Below are 15,944 nucleotides of genomic sequence, written 5' to 3' on the forward strand. Positions count from 1 at the left end.
CGGCGCCAAGAACCCCAGCGCACCCTCTGCTTCAGGTCACGACCCCACGGGAGTGACCTACCGCTACGGGGTCGTGATCCACCCGCCTCGCGCTACCGTCCGGCCGAGAAGTCGGCCGAGATTTTTTCAGCCGTCGCCACTATTTCCTTGCGGACCGAATCCAGATACGCATCGGGTTCCGGCTTGGCTGCCACGGACTGGGCCTGCAGCGAAACGTTGACGGCGGCCACCACCTTCTTGCCGTGATAGACGGGCGCGGCCACGGACATCAGCCCCAGTTCGAGCTCCTGGTCCAGCAGGCACCAGCCTTGGGCCCGGACTGTATCGAGGACTGCCAGAAGTTCCTGCACGGTGCCGACCGCCCGGGGCGTGAGCGGCTTGATCTCCGCCGCGGCCAGGTATTGCTTGAGCTGCTCCGGCGGGAGGCCTGCAAGAAGCACCCTGCCCATCGAGGTGGCATAGGCGGGGAACCTCGTGCCCACCGTGATGCCGATGGTCATGATCCGGCGAGTCGTGACCCGTGCGATATAGGCGATGTCGGTGCCGTCCAAAACGGCCGCCGACGTGGACTCACCGAGCTTTAGGGACAGCTCCTCGAGGTGCGGCTGCGCCAACTGCGGAAGGGACAGGCCCGACAGGTAGGCGTAGCCGAGCTGCAGCACCTGGGCCGTCAGTGCAAAGGTCTTCCCGTCGGTGCGGACGTAGCCGAGCTCCACGAGAGTGTGCAGGAAACGGCGTGCCGTCGCCCGGGTGAGATCGGTGCGGGCGGCCACTTCGGTGAGGGTCATTTCGGAGTGGTCCGTGTCGAATGCCCGGATCACGGCAAGCCCGCGTGCCAGCGACTGCACGTACTGGTCACTCGCCGCCGGTGCCGCCCCCGCCTTCGGTGTGAGGGTTGCCCCCGGCGTGGTCCCTGCTGCTGCGTCGCTCATGGTTACCAATCCTATTGGCGCGAACTGGCAGGTGATGCCCCCAAAATGGGGATTTGAAGGCATTTGCTGCCAGTTCGCGCGGGAAGGGGGAGGCGGGTGGTGTGGTTAGCGGTCGACAGCGGGGGCTGCTGTGAGGGGGACGGGAACCAGGGCCTGCAGCTCTTCGAGCGTGCAGCCGAAGGTTTCGCGGACCTGCACGCCGTCAGGGCCGGTCAGGAAGACTGCCTTGTCGGTGTAGACGCGCGTCACGCAGCCCACTCCGGTGAGTGGATAGGTACAGGCTTCGACGATCTTGGAGGCGCCGTCGCGGGTCAGGAGCGTCATCATCACGAAGACGTCCTTGGCCCCGGTGGCCAGGTCCATCGCCCCGCCCACGGCAGGGATGGCGTCCGGGGCTCCTGTGTGCCAGTTCGCGAGGTCGCCACTGGCGGAGACCTGGAAGGCGCCCAGCACGCAGATGTCCAGGTGCCCGCCGCGCATGATCGCGAACGAGTCGGCGTGGTGAAAGTAGGACGCGCCGGGCAGCTCAGTCACGGGGATCTTGCCGGCATTGATCAGGTCGCCGTCGATCTGGTCCCCTTCAGCGACCGGGCCCATGCCCAGCATGCCGTTCTCGGTGTGGAGCGTGATGTTCTGCTCGGGCTGGAGGTAGTTCGACACCAGGGTGGGCTGGCCGATCCCGAGGTTCACAAAGGATCCGGGCTTGATGTCGCGGGCCACCAGCCGGGCGAGGTCGTCCCGGCCCAGCGGCTTGTCGCTTGCCTGGAGGGACGCTGTTTGGTTGGCTGTCTGCGCGCTCATGTCAGGCCACCTTCACAATGCTGTTGACGTAAATGCCGGGGGTCACGACGTTCTCCGGGTCGAGCCCGCCCGTGGGCACTATTTCGGACACCTGGGCGATGGTGTGCTTGGCCGCGGCGGCCATGATGGGGCCGAAGTTCCGGGCGGTCTTGCGGTACACCAGGTTCCCCACGCCGTCGGCCTTGAGCGCCTTAATAAGCGCGACGTCGGCATGGATGGGAGTCTCGAAGACCTGCCCGCGGCCGTCGATGATCCGGGTTTCCTTGCCCTCGGCGAGCATGGTGCCGTAGCCGGTGGGGGTGAAGAAGCCGCCGATGCCGGCGCCGGCCGCCCGGATGCGCTCGGCCAGGTTGCCCTGCGGCACGAGTTCCAGCTCGATCTGCCCGGCCTTGTACTTGGCGTCAAAGTGCCAGGAATCGGACTGCCGCGGGAAGGAGCAGACCATCTTGCGGACCCGGCCCTCCTTGATCAGCAGCGCCAGGCCCTGGTCGCCCTGGCCCGCGTTATTGTTCACCACGGTCAGGTCGGTGGCGCCGCTGTCCAGCAGCGCGTCGATCAGTTCGAACGGCTGCCCGGCGTTGCCGAACCCGCCGATCATCACGGTGGAGCCGTCCTTGACCGCCGCGACGGCCTCGCCGACCGTATCTACGAAGTTCAGCATGGCTTAGCCCTTTCCTGTGCTGCTTCCGGAGGAAGCGGTGACGTTTTCGAGCACCACGGCAAGGCCCTGGCCCACGCCGATGCAGATCGCCGCGACTCCCCAGCGCTCACCGGAGGCCTGCAGGCTGCGGGCCAGCGTGCCCAAGATCCTGGTCCCCGACGCGCCCAGCGGGTGGCCCATGGCGATCGCGCCGCCGTGCCGGTTCACGATTCCCGGATCGATGCCCCAGGCATTGATGCACGCCAGGGACTGGGCAGCAAACGCCTCGTTAAGTTCGACGGCGCCCACCTGGTCCCAGCCGATGCCCGCCTTTGCGAGGGCCTTGTTGGCTGCCTCGACCGGGGCGTAGCCGAAGTACTGGGGGTCGTTGGCGTGTGCGCCCCGGCCCGCGATCCGGGCAAGCGGCTCCATCCCCAGGATCGAAGAAGCACTCTCGGAGCCGATCCAGGCCGCGGAGGCGCCGTCGGACAGCGGCGACGCGTTCCCCGCGGTGACCGTGCCACCCTCAGGCCCGCCGTTCTCGGTCCGGAACACGGTCTTCAGCCCGGCCAGCTTCTCCGCCGAGGAACCGGGCCGGATGCCTTCGTCACGGACGAGGTCCGTGCCGGGAACCGGGGCGACGAGGTTGTCGTAGAACCCCTCGTCCCATGCGGCGGCGGACAGGTTGTGAGAGGCGGCGGCGAACTCGTCCTGCTGCTGCCGGGTCACGCCGTACTTCTCGCGCAAGCGTTCGGTGGCCTCCCCCAGGGAGATGGTCCACTCCTTCGGCATGGCCTTGTTCACCAGGCGCCAGCCCAGCGTAGTGGACGCCAGGGTCATGTCCCCGGCCGGGTAGGGCTTCTCCGTCTTGGGCAGCACCCACGGCGCACGGGACATCGACTCGGCCCCGCCCACCAGCATCAGCTCGGCGTCGCCGGCGTTGATCTGCCGGGATGCGATGATCGCCGCGTCCAGGGACGAGCCGCAGAGCCGGTTGACGGTGGTGCCCGGGATCGACACCGGCAGCCCTGCCAGCAGGGTTCCCATCCGGGCGATGTTGCGGTTTTCTTCGCCCGCGCCGTTGGCGTTGCCGAATACGACTTCGTCGATGCGTTCGACATCAAGCTTCGGCGCGCGCTTCACGGACTCGCCGATCACGTGCGCGGCAAGGTCATCGGGGCGGACTCCAGCGAGGCCGGAGCCGAACTTTCCAAAAGGGGTTCGTACGGCGTCGTACACAAAAGCCTGTTTCATGAATTGCTGTCCATTTCAGTGTTGTCCATTGCTGTGTTGTCCATCGCAGCGTTATCCATCTGCTGGAAAACCTGCTGTGCTGTCTTGAAGGCGGTGTTGGCGGATGGAACTCCGCAGTAAATGGCGGTTTGCAGCAGGATTTCCTTGATTTCGTCCCTGCTCAAACCGTTGGTGATGGCGGCGCGGATGTGCATGGCCAGTTCTTCCCAGTGCCCGTGCGCCACCATGGCGGTGATCGTGACGGCGGAGCGCATCTGGCGCGGCAGGCCCGGACGGGTCCAGATGCCGCCCCACGCGATGCGGGTGATCATGTCCTGGAAGTCCTCGGTGAAGGAATCCATGGCAGCGTTGGCGCGGTCCACATGCGCGTCGCCGAGCACTTCGCGCCGGACCGTCATGCCGCCGTCGTAAATCTCCCGGCTGGTGGCATCTGGCTGGACAACACCGTGCCGGGCTGCGCCGGCTGCTTCGCTGCCGCTCATCTCGTTGCTCCGCGGGATTCGGTCCAGGACATGAGGCTCCGCATCAGGTCCGCCACGTGGCCAGGCGCCTCGGCCGGGGCAAGGTGCGCCACGCCTTCCAGCATGGCCGCGGAAGCGGTGCCCCCGCCTGCGGTGATCCCGGCCGCCACTTCTTCAGCGAACGACGGCGGTGCCACGCCGTCCAAGGCGCCCGCCACCACCTGCGTCGGAACAGTGATGCTGCCGAGCTCGTCCCGGACATCAAAGCCAGCGAGGGCCTCGCAGCAGAAGGCGTAGCTGAAGCGGTCGGCGTCGCGCAGGGCGTGCAGCAGCCGGCTGCTGAGTTCCGGTTCACGCTCCATGAATCCGGGGGCAAACCAGCGTTCGGCGGAGCCCTGGATCATCACCGGAGTGCCCTGGCTCAGGACGGTCTCCGCGCGTTCCAGCCAGACCTCGGGGGCGCCCAGCTTGGCGCCGGAGCACTGCACGGAGAGGCTCTTCAGCCGGTCCGCGTGCTTGATGCCCAGCTGCAGGCCGGTGGCCCCGCCCAGGGACACGCCGGCGTAGTGGAACTTCTCGCCGGGGGCAATCGAGTCGACAAGCTCGACGACGGCGTCCGCCAGGTCCGCGACGCTGAACGTCTCAGCGGCGGCTGGAGAGACGCCGTGCCCGGGAAGGTCCCAGGCCACGACGTCGTACTCGTTGCCAAGGAGTGAACCGGTCTGGGCCCACAGCACCGAAGAGGTGCCGAGCGACGGCCCGACAATCAGGAGCGGTTTGTCCCCCAGCGCGCGCTGGGGGGAAAGCAGCACTGCCTTCACTGCTGGTTTAGCCACGGGAATCTCCGTTTCCGTCTGTTTCGGTTGAAGTAAGCGCAAAGTCCGGATAGGCGGCAAGGATCCGCCGCGAGATCTCCGCTGCCTGGCCGAGGTAGCTGGCAGGGTTGAGCAGCTCCTCCAACCGGGCATCGGAGAGCCGGTCCGCCGGGACGGCCTGGCGGAGGAGCCGGCGGTAGGTGTCCGCCCGTTCGGCCGCAGGGGCCTGCAGGGTCCGGTCGACGACGGCCTGCAGCTGCTCCTTTCCGTCCGCGACGGATCCTTCAGCGCCGGTTCCGCCAGCGGGCAGAAGCGGCGCCACCGCGGCGGACACGCCCTCGCTCAGGAGCAGGGGCCCGGACAGGTCCAGGTTCCGGCGCATGCCCTGCGGGAAGACCTGCAGCCCTTCGCCCAGTTCGCGGACGTGGCCGGCGGCACCCAGGGCCAGGGCGAGCAGCTGGCGCAGAGCAGGCCATTCGCTGTGCCAGGCACCGTCGGGGCGTTCGTCGTTGAAGGTGGCCGCGGCAAGGTGCAGCTGGGCGGCCAGGGCCGGGGCCTGGAGGGCCGCACTGCGGACCAGTACGGACAGCACCGGGTTCTGTTTTTGCGGCATGGCGGAGGAAACTCCGCGGCCAGGAGCCCGGGGCTCGGCCACTTCCGCCACCTCGGGTCGGCTCAGGAACAGCACGTCCGCGGCCATCTTGCCGAACGCGTCCACCACGGAAGCCAGCGCGTCCCCCAGCGAGGTGACGGCGAGCCGGTTGGTATGCCACGGCGCCGGTGCGGCAGCTAGTCCCAGCTGGCCGGCAAGATCATCCGACAAGCGGAACGGGTCCATGGCCGAGCCGGAGGCCAGCACGGTGCCCGCGGCCAGCGTTCCGGCCGCGCCGCCGGTTTGCACCGGCAGGTCCAGCGCCTCGAGCCTGCGGGCCGCGGCGGCCAGCCCGGAGAACCACTGTGCTGCCTTGAGCCCGAACGTGAACGGCAGCGAATGCTGCGTCAGGCTCCTGCCCACGCACAGCGTCTCCGCATGCTGCTCCGCCAGGCGGGCGAGCGCCGCTGTCGTGCCTTTCACGTCCGCGAGCAGCGCCCCAACGGTGTTGCGGGCCACCAGCATGAGGGCCGTATCCAGCACGTCCTGGCTGGTGAGCGAGCTGTGGACGGCGCGCAGTGCACCAACACCCTCGGTGTCCAGGGCCTTGACCTGGGCGCGCAGGTCCGCCAGCAACGGAATGACCGGATTGCCGCCGCCCTGGGCCCGCCGGGCAATATCGGCAGGATCGTACCGGGAGGCGTCGGCCGCGTGAGCCACGACGGCGGCGGAGCCGGCGGGAGCGAGATCGTGCTTCTCCAGCACCGCGGCCCAGCCAGCTTCCACGGCGAGGATAGCCGCCAGGACGGCGCGGTCACCTGTCAGCGCCGCCACGAGGGGCGACGCCGAGACGGGACTGAGCAGCCCGACGTCGCCATAGCCGGCAGCTGGCTGGAAGGTGGTCACTGTGCGGTGCCCCCGGTTCCGGTTCCCTCGAAGTCGAGGAAGACGGTTTCGCCATCGCCCTGGAGGCGGATGTCGAAGGCGAGGCCGCCGTCCGCGTCGCGGCGGGCGATCAGGGTCTTGCGGCGTTCGGGGTCCAGCGAGGACAGCAGCGGGTCAGCCGCCAGCGCTTCCTCGTTCTCCGGCAGATAGATCCGTGTGAAGAGGCGGTTCATGAGGCCGCGGGCAAAGACGGCGACCGAAATAAAGGCCGCGGCGCCCGGCCTGGTGGGGCCCGGATTCACGGTGGTGAAGGTGTACACCCCGGTGTTGCCGACCGCGCTGCGTCCCCAGCCCGTAAAGGTGTAGCCGTCGCGGACCAGCGAGCCGGTCTTGCTGACGATGTTGCCTTCGGAGTCCGGCTGCCAGATTTCCAGGATGGCGTCCGGGATCGCGTGCCCGGCGCCGTCGTACACGGTGCCCTGCAGGCGTATGGAGCCCGGGGAGCCCGGCGCCAGCAGCTCGCGGTCCTTGTCGTAGGGCAGCGCATAGCCGTAGAAGGGGCCCACGGTCTGCGCGGGAGTTGCGGTGAGTTTACTCATGGTCGTCGCCTTCCGCGCCCAGTGCCTCGTTTTCGGTCCAGGTCCGCTTGGAGCCCGTCAGGACGATGTCCCAGTTGTAGCCGAGCGCCCATTCGGGCTGGGTCAGATCGTGGTCGTAAGTGGCCACGAGCCGGTCCCGGGCGTCCTGATCCACGATCGACTGGTAAATCGGGTCCAGCGGGAAGAGCTGGTCGCCGGGGAAGTACATCTGCGTGACGATCCGCTGGGTGAACTCCGTGCCGAACAGCGAAAAGTGGATGTGCGCCGGCCGCCAGGCATTAAGGTGGTTTTTCCACGGGTAGGCGCCGGGCTTGATCGTGGTGAAGCGGTAGGAGCCGTCCGGGCCGGTGATGCAGCGGCCCACCCCCGTGAAGTTGGGGTCCAGGGGTGCAGGGTGCTGGTCGCGCTTGTGGATGTAGCGGCCGGAGGAGTTGGCCTGCCAGATTTCCACCAGCTGGCCGGCCACTGGACGGCCGTCGCCGTCCAGCACACGGCCCGCGACGATGATGCGTTCGCCCTGCGGCTCGCCGTTGTGCTGGATGGTCAGGTCCGACTCCAGGGCGTGCACATCCTGGTGGCCGAAAGCCGGGGAATGCAGCTCGATGGACTCAGGGTCCGCATGGTGCAGGCTCTTGGTGGGGTGGCGCAGGATGCTGCTGCGGTAGGGCGCAAAGTCCAGCCTAGGCTGGGTTTCCTTCGGCGCACCGTTTTTCAGGGCCTCGGCGTAGGCATCCCCGAGTGCCTTGATCTCGGCGCTGAGGTCCTGCTGGGTTTCGATGCGGGGCGCCGGAGCAGGGCCGGCCGGCTTGTCCAGATCGGTCACTGCGTCAGTCAGGTCCTCGGTGAGCGCATCGGCGTTGTACGTCGCGAGATTCACGTCTTCAGGCACAGCAGCCTCCTTTCAGTGGGTGGCGGAACGGGTTGAATCGGTCAGTTGGTGCAGGTGGTCGTACTGGACGGCATGGCGCACCGGGGCGTTCGGTGCCCCATATCCGTCGTACCTGCCGCGGCGTTCGACCATTTCGAAGAACACGCTGCCCACCGTGGCGGTGTAGAAGTGCAGGAACTCGCCGTCCCCGTCACGGTCGTAGAGCAGGTTCAGATCCCGGAGTGTGTCCAGGAACCCGGGATCGAGGTCGAAGCGGGCGTCCAGGTCCTCGTAGTAGTTCGGCGGGATCTGCAGGAAGTCCAGGCCCCTCTCGCGGGCGGCACGGGCCGTGGCCACCAGGTCATCCACGGCGAACGCGATGTGCTCCTGGTAGGTCTTGTGCCGGGTCCCGTCCTGCTGGATGAGCGGGGCAAGGTTCAGCACCAGCCGCACCCCCCGGTCCGAGGTCTGCATGACCTGGGAGCGGACCAGCCCGTTGGGGCTCGCCACTTCCGCGTACGGCTGCGGTTCCAGGGCCAGAGCGCTGGTGTAGAAGAGGACGGCCTCGTCGAAATGCTGCCAGGGCTGGGCAAGGTTGACGTGGTCGATCACAGCGCTCCGGGCGCCGGAGGGGACGTCCAGTGCTTCCCCGAATTCACCGAGCTTCCCGAATTCACTGATCCACGCGGCGGTGCCATCCGGGCTGCCCTGGCACAGGAAGATCTCCGTGGAATCCGGGGCGGCGAAGCCCTGGAACACCTCCTCGTTGGCCTGGCTCTTGCGCGGCACTACCGGAGCCTTGAGCTGCTGGGCGCGGGCCGAGGCAATCACGGGCGAATCGACGTCGAACCCCACCGCTGCAATGGCCGGGGCTGCGGAGCCCGCCGGGGCCTGTTCGTTGATGATCACCCGGGCATGGCCCATGGTCCACAACTGCACGTCCTTGGTGCGGTGCCGGCCGTTGAACTCGAAGCCGAGCTGGCCCAGGACGGTTTCCAGTGCTTCGGTGTCGGCTGCCTTGACCTCCGCGAAGTTGAAGCCTGCCGGTTCGGCCACCTGCGGGAGGGTTGCCAGTTCCATGGGATAACGACGGCGGGCGGCCGCTTTGGTGCCAGCGGCACCGTTCGGCGCCACTTCCGATCCGGCGTTCGCCTCGAGCCATTTGGCGCTCTGTTCCTCCAGCCAGATCAGCGAACGCATGGCGTCCACGGCGGTGCGTTCGACGTCGGACTGGCGGAAGACGTCGTTGAAAACCTCAAGGGAGACCGGGCCGGAGTAGCCGGCGCGGACCACATGGCCCATGAACTTGGCGAGCTCAAACTGGCCCTCGCCCGGGAACACGCGGTAGTGGCGGCTCCAGGACAGCACGTCCATGGAGAGCTTGGGGGCATCCGCCACCTGGACGAAGAAGATTTTGTCCGGGTTGATGTCTTCGATAGGCGCGGTATCCCAGTCGCGGGACAGGATGTGGAAGGAGTCCAGGCAGGTGCCGAGGTTGGGGTGGTCCACCATGTCCACGAGGCGGTGCGCGTGCTCGTAGTCGTTGACGTACCTGCCCCAGGCGAGTGCCTCGTAAGCGACCCTGACGCCGTGCCCGCCCGCCAGGTCAGCGAGCGCGGCGAGCTGTTCGGCGCGGAGCCCGTCGTCGTCGATGGTTGCGGTGGCGACGTTGGAACAGACCAGCATGGTGTCCATGCCCAGCCGGGACATTAGCCTGAACTTGGCGTCGGCGCGGCGCAGGTTGGCGGCCAGCAGGTCCCCGGGAACGCTGTCAAAGTCGCGGAACGGCTGGTACAGGTCGAGGGTGAGGCCGAGGTCGGCGGCCATCGTACGGACATCCTCCGGGCTCAGCGGGGATGTCACGAGATCCTGCTCAAAGATTTCAATGCCGTCGAAGCCCGCAATGGCGCAGGCCTGCATCTTTTCCTTGAGCGTGCCGGACAGGCAGACGGTGGCGATGCCGGTGCGCATCAGACAGCCACCTCTTCCGCGGCGATGAGCTCCAGGAAATGGGCGCGCATGCGTTCGGCGTCGGCTTCGAGGCCGGTGAAGATCCGGAACGCGTCGGCGGCCTGGCCCACCGCCATCCGCCCTCCGTCGAGCACGTCGCAGCCTTTGGCGCGGGCCTCGCGGACCAGTTCAGTTTCGATGGGCCGGTAGACGATGTCCGCCACCCAGTGGCGCGGTTCCACGAGTGCCAGGTCCAGCGGGGTCCCGGGGTGGGCGGCCATTCCCACGGGGGTGCAGTGCACCAGGCCGTCGGCCCGGGGCATGAGCTCCGGCAGCGCCGCCGTCGTGTGTCCCGTGATGGCCCGGTCCGGGAAGAATTCGGACAATTCGGCGGCCCGTTCTGTACTCCGCACCGGGTCCATGTCCACGAGGTCCAGCGTCTGGACGCCGGCGGTGAGGAGGGCATAGGCGACGGCGGAGCCGGCACCACCGGCTCCCAGCTGGACCACGCGGTCCAGTTTGGCGTGGGGAAGGCCGGAGGCGAGGGCGGCGGCAAAGCCGGAGAAGTCGGTGTTGTGCCCGATGAAGCGTCCGTCCCGGATGACAACGGTGTTCACGGCGCCCAGCTTTTGCGCGTCGGGGGCGATCTCGTCCAGGTGCTTCAAAACCAGCTGCTTGCACGGATGCGTGATGTTCAGGCCGTTGAAGCCCATGCGGGCGGCACCCTGCAGTAGGTCGCCGATGGCCGTGGCGGGCAGGTCCAGCTCCAGGAGATCGATAGGGCGGTACAGGTAGCGCAGCCCCTGGACGTCGCCTTCGCGTTCATGCATGTGGGGAGAGAGTGACGGCATCACGCCATCGCCGACCAGTCCCACGAGGTAGGACTCAGTTCGATTGCTCATGCGTGCGGCTCCTTTGACAACGGCACACGGCCTGCATGGACGCGGAACGCGCCGGACGGCCAGGTGATGGGAATTACGGTACAACAAAAGTTCATATCATGCACTCTTGTTCGAGATACGAACATGACAGACCAAAATCAGCGCTGCGGCAACCTGGCGGCCAGCTCCGCCGCAGCGTCCTGCAGCAGCGGAACGAGCGCCACCAGCGCCTCCAGGCTGAGGCGGAAGACCGGAACGGCAGTGGCCAGCGAGGCGAAGGCAACACCCTGGGAATTGAAGACCGGCACTGCCACGGCGCGCATGCCGAGCTCGTTTTCCTCGTCCATGACCGCATAACCCTGGCGCCGGACCTTGTCGATTTCGGCACGGAATTCGGTGCGGTCGGTGATCGAGGCAGCGGTCAGCGGCTCCAGCGGAAGCTCCTGCAGAAGCCTCTCCCGCTCGGAGTCCTCGGCAAAGGCAACCAGCGCCTTGCCTACGGAGGTGGTGTGGAGGGCACCGAGATGGCCAGGGTCACTGGTGACGCGGAAGGTCTGCGGTCCGTCCACCTTGTTTACGGTGAGGTGGTGGAAGCCGTCCCGAACGGAGAGGATCGTGGCCTCCCGCGTCTCCTCCGTCACGCGCCGCAGGATAGGCAGCGCGGTCCCGGCAAACCCGTGGTGATTGGAGACCCGCTGGCCGAGCTGGAAAATCCGCAGGCCGAGATGGTAGCGCCGGCCGTCCGGCTCATAGTCAACGAAGCCGTCGCGGGTCAGCGATCCCAGAAGCCGATAGGTGGTGCTGAAGGGAAGTTCCGCCCGGCGGGAAAGCTCGGAGGCGCTGGCGCCCCGCGGCTCGTCCCCCAGCAGGACGAGCAGCCCCAGGGCCTTGCCCACCATGTCAGTCCGGGAGTCGTCCTTCGCGGATTTTGCCGTCTTTCCCTTCAGGTCCGGCCCTTCAGCCGATTCTTCTTGCGGGGACTGGATTCGGGCGCCGCTGCCTGTGGCTTCTTTCACACTCATAAGTCGATGTTGCCACAATGTGAGAGCTATTTCTAGATCGTGAATAACTTTCTTGACAGGTGACTGCGCTCACAGCCATAGTTGCTGTATCGCACAAGTAGCTTCCACCATGTGGCTACGAGTCCGGGTCTTCAAGAACCTCCAGCCGCCCTTCGCCAACCATGGACGGCGGCTGCGCCTTCCCGATACATCCGCGACAATGTCGTCACACTGAAGGAACTCCATGAGCCAGATACTCCCGTCCACCACGCCGGAAGCTGTTGCCCCGGCCGGGACCCCAAAGAAAGCTGCCCTTGCCAGCTTCCTCGGCAGCGCAGTCGAGTACTACGACTTCTTCATCTTCGGCTCCGCAGCCGCCCTGATCTTCCCCACGGTCTTCTTCCCGAATGCTGACGCCAATGCCGCGATCATGTCCTTCGCCACCTTCGGCTTCGCCTACGTGGCACGTCCGGTCGGCGCCGTCATTCTGGGCCACTTCGGCGACCGCGTGGGCCGGCGGAAGGTCCTGATGTTCACCCTGCTGCTCATGGGTGCCTCCACCTTCCTGATCGGCTGCCTGCCTGACTTCAACACTGTCGGCTGGTGGGCCCCGGCACTGCTGGTGCTTGCCCGCCTCTGCCAGGGGCTGTCTGCTGCCGGCGAGCAGGCGGGAGCTTCCTCCATGACGCTCGAGCACGCTCCGGACAACCGCCGTTCCTTCTTTACCTCCTGGACCCTCACCGGCACCCAGGGAGGGCAGATCCTCGCCGCCCTCGTCTTCATCCCAGTCCTCGCACTGCCCGACGAGATCAAGTACGGCATCGGCTGGCGCGTTCCGTTCTGGCTCAGCGCCGTGGTGGTCGTTGTGGCGTTCTTCATCCGGCGCACCCTGCACGAGCCCCCGGCCTTCGAGGAAGCGCAGAAATCGGCCCAGATCGCCAAGCTTCCCGTCGCCGACCTGCTCAAAACACACTGGCGCGACGTCCTTCGCGTCATCTGCTGCGCCTTCATTGCCGCCGTCTCCACCGTGTTCGGCACGCTCGCCATCAGCTATGCCAAGACCGTCGCCGGCGTGGACGGTACCACCACCTTGTGGCTTGTTGTCGGCGCCAACCTCGTGGCCCTGGGCACGCAGCCGCTGTTCGGCAGGCTCGCCGACAAGATCGGCCGCAAGCCCGTCTTCATCTACGGCGCGCTTTCCAGCGCCGTCCTCACGCCGGTCTTCCTGCTCAGCCTCGAGTCGGGCAGCGTGCCGCTGATGTTCTTGGCGGCGATCGGCTTCTTCTCGTGCGGCTACGCGGCCTCGAACGCGGTCTGGCCGTCCTTCTACGCCGAGATGTTCAGCACCAAGGTCCGGTTCTCTGGCCTGGCCATCGGCACCCAGCTGGGCTTCCTGATGGCAGGCTTCGCACCGGCGATCGTGGCTGCCATGGGCGGCATCAAGCCCGGCGGCTGGGTCCAGATCAGCATCTTCACCGCCGTGATCTGCGCGGTTGCGGCCGTCTCCGCCATGACAGCCAAGGAAACTTTCAGGGTTCCCACCCAGCAGCTCGGCCTCAAGTAACCCGACCGCCGCAGGTGCGTCCCGCCGTCGTGACCCCGTTTGCCTGCCAAACGCCCCATGACACGGCGAGTCCCCCGCCTATTCGGCCGGATTAGCTTCAAAGAAGGTCACGACGGCGGCCCGCCCCTTTAGCGATAAAGGGGCGGCCGTTGGTTCCCAGCGGGCCAGCGATAGGACTCTCCAACGCCACAACATCAAGAACTACGAGGCCCCACGCTAATAGCTGACCGGCCCCGCAATTCTCGTACGTCGCCGGGGCAATTTGTTCGTACTTCGTCCCGCTCACCAAGCTGGCAGTGCCGGCACCGGGCCCTCGGCCTCGATGTGCTCCGCCTCGCCCCGTGCCAGCCACTGGAGCAGGCCTTCCCGGTCCGACGTAACGTGTAGGGCGCCGTCACCAATCACCCATTCATCCCGCTCTTCGGTGACCAGGGTCATTCCCGGGGCACCCTTGGCACGCAGCGAACGCACCACGGCTTCGATGGCGTTCAAGAGTGAATCAGGGTCGGCTTCCTCGATGGTCCAGGCGGTGTCCAGGTCATGGTGGTGCACCACCACTTCAGCGATGCGAAGTGCAACGATGGATGTTGCAGGGATGACCTTGCCGTTCACGTTGACGTCCTGGGCAGCCAGCTCCGCGTTAAGCCGCTTGGCCTGCTCCGCGAAGTTCCGTGCGGACTCCCGCAGTTCCTCCAGGAGCTCCTCGCGTGGCAGTGCGGCCAGGGCGGAAATTTCCTGGGACCGGACCTCGTGTGAGGCATAAAGCTCCCGTTCCTCACCGGAGACAGCGCCGTCGATGAGGTTCACCAAGGCTCGGCCGCTTGATGCTACGTGGGCGATGACGTCAGCCCGGCTCCACCCCTCGCACAGTGAGGCAGCTGCCATCTCAGCATCGGAGAGGGACGCGACGGTGGCCAGGAACATGTCGGTTTCCCTGCCCAGGCGGGACAGATCCGAGTGCAGGCGGGCAGTATTGATCATCCGGCCAGCCTATCCGCGGTTTTCCTCGGAACACCACCGTTCGGGCGGCCCTCTTCCATACGGATATCGTCTGGACTGATAGGCGCCCCACGTGGATAGGGGAACGCGGCAGAAGACGCCCCACGTCCACGCGGGATTTATAGGATCTATTACTTAAAGCGCGTCTTTAGGTAGCGTTGCGCTCCTAATGCCCCCCGGGCCGGATCCCGGGTATTTGCCTCATATGCCCTGGATCACACCTCTGTCAGGCTGAAAGCAACCCGGGGCGGATGCCAGCTTTACGTCGCATGCCAGCGCCCCAACATCACCCAGAGAGGACTTGGGGACCATGACACAACCGCATGCCGTTATCGCTGAAAATCCAGGAAAAGAAAAACGCACCGCCAATTGGGTGGCCTTCATCATCTGCACGGCCCTGCTGTTCGATGGCTACGACCTGGTCATCTACGGCACGGTCCTGCCGGGGCTGCTCGCCGATCCCTCCCAGATCGGGAAGTTCGACGTGGCCACCGCCGGCCTCCTGGGCTCCTGGGCCCTCATCGGCGTGCTGGTGGGATCACTGGTCTGCGGTGCCGTGGGCGACTTCTTCGGCCGCCGCCGGCTGATGCTCCTGGGCATCGCCTGGTTCTCGGTGGGCATGTTCATCACCGCACTGACCACCACCGTGCCGGCCTTCGGCGCCATGCGGTTCATCACGGGCCTTGGCCTGGGCGTTGTCATCGCCAGCGCCGGCGCGACCATGGCCGAATTTGCACCCGCCGGACGCCGCCAGTTCTACAACGCCATCGTGTACTCCGGCGTCCCGGCAGGCGGAGTGGTTGCCTCCATCATGGGCATCCTGTTCCACGAGAGCCTCGGCTGGCGGGGCCTGTTCATCATCGGCGCACTGCCGCTGGTCATCCTGCTCCCCATCGCCTGGCGCAAACTCCCCGAGTCCCCCCGCTGGCTGCTGTCCCGCGGCCGGGAAGAGGAGGCCCTGGCCGCCGCGCAGCGCACCGGCGTCCCGCTGCTTGAAGAGCGCGTCATCCTCGACACGGGCGCAGCGCCGCAGAAGTCCGGGTTCGCCGCGGTCTTCTCCAGGCAGTTCGCGCTGGCCTCCATCCTGCTGGGGCTCATGTCCTTCTGCGGCCTCCTCCTCACCTACGGCCTAAACACCTGGCTCCCCAAGATCATGGAGGGCTACGGCTACGGCCGGACCTACTCCCTGTTCTTCCCGCTGGCGCTGAACCTTGGCGCGGTCGCCGGCGGCCTGGTCGCCTCCCGGCTGGCGGACAAGAGCGGCCCGCAGCGGGTCATCGCCACAACCTTCGGGCTTGCCACCGTTTCGCTGGTCCTCATGACCTTCAATTTCCCGCTGCCGATGCTCTTCACGTTCATTGCCGTGGCCGGCGTTGGAACGCTGGGCACCCAGGTGCTGATCTATGGGTTCCAGTCCAACTACTTCACCACCAACGCCCGCGCGGCCGGCGTGGCCTGGTGCGCCAGCGTTGGCCGGCTGGGCGGCGTACTCGGCCCGATCATCGGGGGCTGGCTCGCGGCAGCGGGCATCGGCGGCTCCACCGCCTTCTACATCTACGGCGGCGTTGCCCTCTTTGGCGCCCTGGTCACGGTCCTGGTCCCGCACCAGCGCAAGCTGGAGGAAGCCGAACACAAGGTCGAGGAGATCGCCGGGCACCGCACCGAACCCAACGTCACGGCAAAGCAGCCTCAGTAGTGCGCA

15 protein-coding genes are annotated in these 15,944 nt (G+C 66.8%); 2 read left to right on the plus strand and 13 right to left on the minus strand.

Translation table 11 applies throughout. The features are described 5' to 3' along the window. Positions 1–92: 92 nt before the first annotated feature. From AC5RUM_RS17475 to AC5RUM_RS17530, 12 genes are all read right to left on the minus strand, one after another. A complete protein-coding gene (locus AC5RUM_RS17475; RefSeq protein ID WP_494036138.1) occupies positions 93–932 on the minus strand; it encodes an IclR family transcriptional regulator domain-containing protein in 840 nt (279 codons plus the stop codon). A 105-nt stretch (positions 933–1,037) separates the two neighbouring features. Then, complete coding sequence (locus tag AC5RUM_RS17480) at positions 1,038–1,733, minus strand: 3-oxoacid CoA-transferase subunit B (protein ID WP_494036139.1); 696 nt, start codon at positions 1,731–1,733, stop codon at positions 1,038–1,040. Between the two features lies 1 nt (position 1,734). Then, the gene (locus AC5RUM_RS17485) at positions 1,735–2,394 is read right to left on the minus strand and encodes a 3-oxoacid CoA-transferase subunit A (RefSeq protein ID WP_494036140.1); all 660 of its coding nucleotides are present in this window, start codon (positions 2,392–2,394) and stop codon (positions 1,735–1,737) included. 3 nt (positions 2,395–2,397) lie between these two features. Beyond that, entirely contained in the window at positions 2,398–3,627 is a 1,230-nt protein-coding gene (locus AC5RUM_RS17490) for a thiolase family protein (protein ID WP_494036141.1), read from the minus strand. Further along, entirely contained in the window at positions 3,624–4,109 is a 486-nt protein-coding gene (pcaC, locus tag AC5RUM_RS17495; RefSeq protein ID WP_494036142.1) for a 4-carboxymuconolactone decarboxylase, read from the minus strand. The genes AC5RUM_RS17490 and pcaC overlap by 4 nt, the downstream gene beginning before the upstream one ends. Next, a complete protein-coding gene (locus AC5RUM_RS17500) occupies positions 4,106–4,924 on the minus strand; it encodes an alpha/beta fold hydrolase (protein WP_494036143.1) in 819 nt (272 codons plus the stop codon). The genes pcaC and AC5RUM_RS17500 overlap by 4 nt, the downstream gene beginning before the upstream one ends. Beyond that, positions 4,917–6,401 carry a lyase family protein gene (locus tag AC5RUM_RS17505; protein ID WP_494036144.1) on the minus strand — a complete coding sequence of 495 codons (1,485 nt, stop codon included), beginning with the start codon at positions 6,399–6,401 and terminating at the stop codon, positions 4,917–4,919. Before AC5RUM_RS17505 ends, AC5RUM_RS17500 begins: the two co-directional genes overlap by 8 nt. Next, positions 6,398–6,979 carry a protocatechuate 3,4-dioxygenase subunit alpha gene (pcaG, locus tag AC5RUM_RS17510; protein WP_494036145.1) on the minus strand — a complete coding sequence of 194 codons (582 nt, stop codon included), beginning with the start codon at positions 6,977–6,979 and terminating at the stop codon, positions 6,398–6,400. Before pcaG ends, AC5RUM_RS17505 begins: the two co-directional genes overlap by 4 nt. Beyond that, positions 6,972–7,814 carry a protocatechuate 3,4-dioxygenase subunit beta gene (gene pcaH / locus AC5RUM_RS17515; protein WP_494036242.1) on the minus strand — a complete coding sequence of 281 codons (843 nt, stop codon included), beginning with the start codon at positions 7,812–7,814 and terminating at the stop codon, positions 6,972–6,974. Before pcaH ends, pcaG begins: the two co-directional genes overlap by 8 nt. A 66-nt stretch (positions 7,815–7,880) precedes the next feature. Next, positions 7,881–9,818: a bifunctional sugar phosphate isomerase/epimerase/4-hydroxyphenylpyruvate dioxygenase family protein gene (locus AC5RUM_RS17520; RefSeq protein ID WP_494036146.1), complete on the minus strand. Its 1,938-nt coding sequence runs from the start codon at positions 9,816–9,818 to the stop codon at positions 7,881–7,883. After that, on the minus strand, positions 9,818–10,699 hold the full coding sequence (locus tag AC5RUM_RS17525; protein ID WP_494036147.1) for a shikimate dehydrogenase: 882 nt from the start codon (positions 10,697–10,699) through the stop codon (positions 9,818–9,820). The genes AC5RUM_RS17520 and AC5RUM_RS17525 overlap by 1 nt, the downstream gene beginning before the upstream one ends. Positions 10,700–10,836: 137 nt before the next feature. After that, positions 10,837–11,700 carry an IclR family transcriptional regulator gene (locus tag AC5RUM_RS17530; RefSeq protein WP_494036148.1) on the minus strand — a complete coding sequence of 288 codons (864 nt, stop codon included), beginning with the start codon at positions 11,698–11,700 and terminating at the stop codon, positions 10,837–10,839. 223 nt (positions 11,701–11,923) lie between these two features. On the opposite strand from AC5RUM_RS17530, the gene AC5RUM_RS17535 reads away from it, so the two are divergent. Beyond that, entirely contained in the window at positions 11,924–13,243 is a 1,320-nt protein-coding gene (locus tag AC5RUM_RS17535; protein WP_494036149.1) for an MFS transporter, read from the plus strand. A 282-nt stretch (positions 13,244–13,525) separates the two neighbouring features. Here AC5RUM_RS17535 and AC5RUM_RS17540 read toward each other — a convergent pair whose 3' ends face one another. After that, positions 13,526–14,224, minus strand: coding sequence for a maleylpyruvate isomerase family mycothiol-dependent enzyme (locus tag AC5RUM_RS17540; RefSeq protein ID WP_494036150.1), 699 nt, complete (start codon positions 14,222–14,224; stop codon positions 13,526–13,528). Between the two features lie 328 nt (positions 14,225–14,552). Between AC5RUM_RS17540 and AC5RUM_RS17545 the strand changes: the two genes are divergently transcribed. Then, positions 14,553–15,938, plus strand: a complete 1,386-nt coding sequence (locus AC5RUM_RS17545; protein ID WP_494036151.1) for an MFS transporter — start codon at positions 14,553–14,555, stop codon at positions 15,936–15,938. Positions 15,939–15,944: the final 6 nt, after the last annotated feature.

This window comes from Arthrobacter sp. B2060 (assembly GCF_059090445.1).

Bases quoted from the DNA above. Each gene is read 5' to 3' on its own strand.
- AC5RUM_RS17545 (WP_494036151.1), top strand. From the start codon at position 14,553: ATGACACAACCGCATGCCGTTATCGCTGAAAATCCAGGAAAAGAAAAA.
- AC5RUM_RS17520 (WP_494036146.1), bottom strand. From the start codon at position 9,818: ATGCGCACCGGCATCGCCACCGTCTGCCTGTCCGGCACGCTCAAGGAA.
- pcaG (WP_494036145.1), bottom strand. From the start codon at position 6,979: ATGAGTAAACTCACCGCAACTCCCGCGCAGACCGTGGGCCCCTTCTAC.
- AC5RUM_RS17540 (WP_494036150.1), bottom strand. From the start codon at position 14,224: ATGATCAATACTGCCCGCCTGCACTCGGATCTGTCCCGCCTGGGCAGG.
- pcaC (WP_494036142.1), bottom strand. From the start codon at position 4,109: ATGAGCGGCAGCGAAGCAGCCGGCGCAGCCCGGCACGGTGTTGTCCAG.
- AC5RUM_RS17535 (WP_494036149.1), top strand. From the start codon at position 11,924: ATGAGCCAGATACTCCCGTCCACCACGCCGGAAGCTGTTGCCCCGGCC.
- AC5RUM_RS17475 (WP_494036138.1), bottom strand. From the start codon at position 932: ATGAGCGACGCAGCAGCAGGGACCACGCCGGGGGCAACCCTCACACCG.
- AC5RUM_RS17490 (WP_494036141.1), bottom strand. From the start codon at position 3,627: ATGAAACAGGCTTTTGTGTACGACGCCGTACGAACCCCTTTTGGAAAG.
- AC5RUM_RS17530 (WP_494036148.1), bottom strand. From the start codon at position 11,700: ATGAGTGTGAAAGAAGCCACAGGCAGCGGCGCCCGAATCCAGTCCCCG.
- AC5RUM_RS17485 (WP_494036140.1), bottom strand. From the start codon at position 2,394: ATGCTGAACTTCGTAGATACGGTCGGCGAGGCCGTCGCGGCGGTCAAG.
- AC5RUM_RS17480 (WP_494036139.1), bottom strand. From the start codon at position 1,733: ATGAGCGCGCAGACAGCCAACCAAACAGCGTCCCTCCAGGCAAGCGAC.
- AC5RUM_RS17525 (WP_494036147.1), bottom strand. From the start codon at position 10,699: ATGAGCAATCGAACTGAGTCCTACCTCGTGGGACTGGTCGGCGATGGC.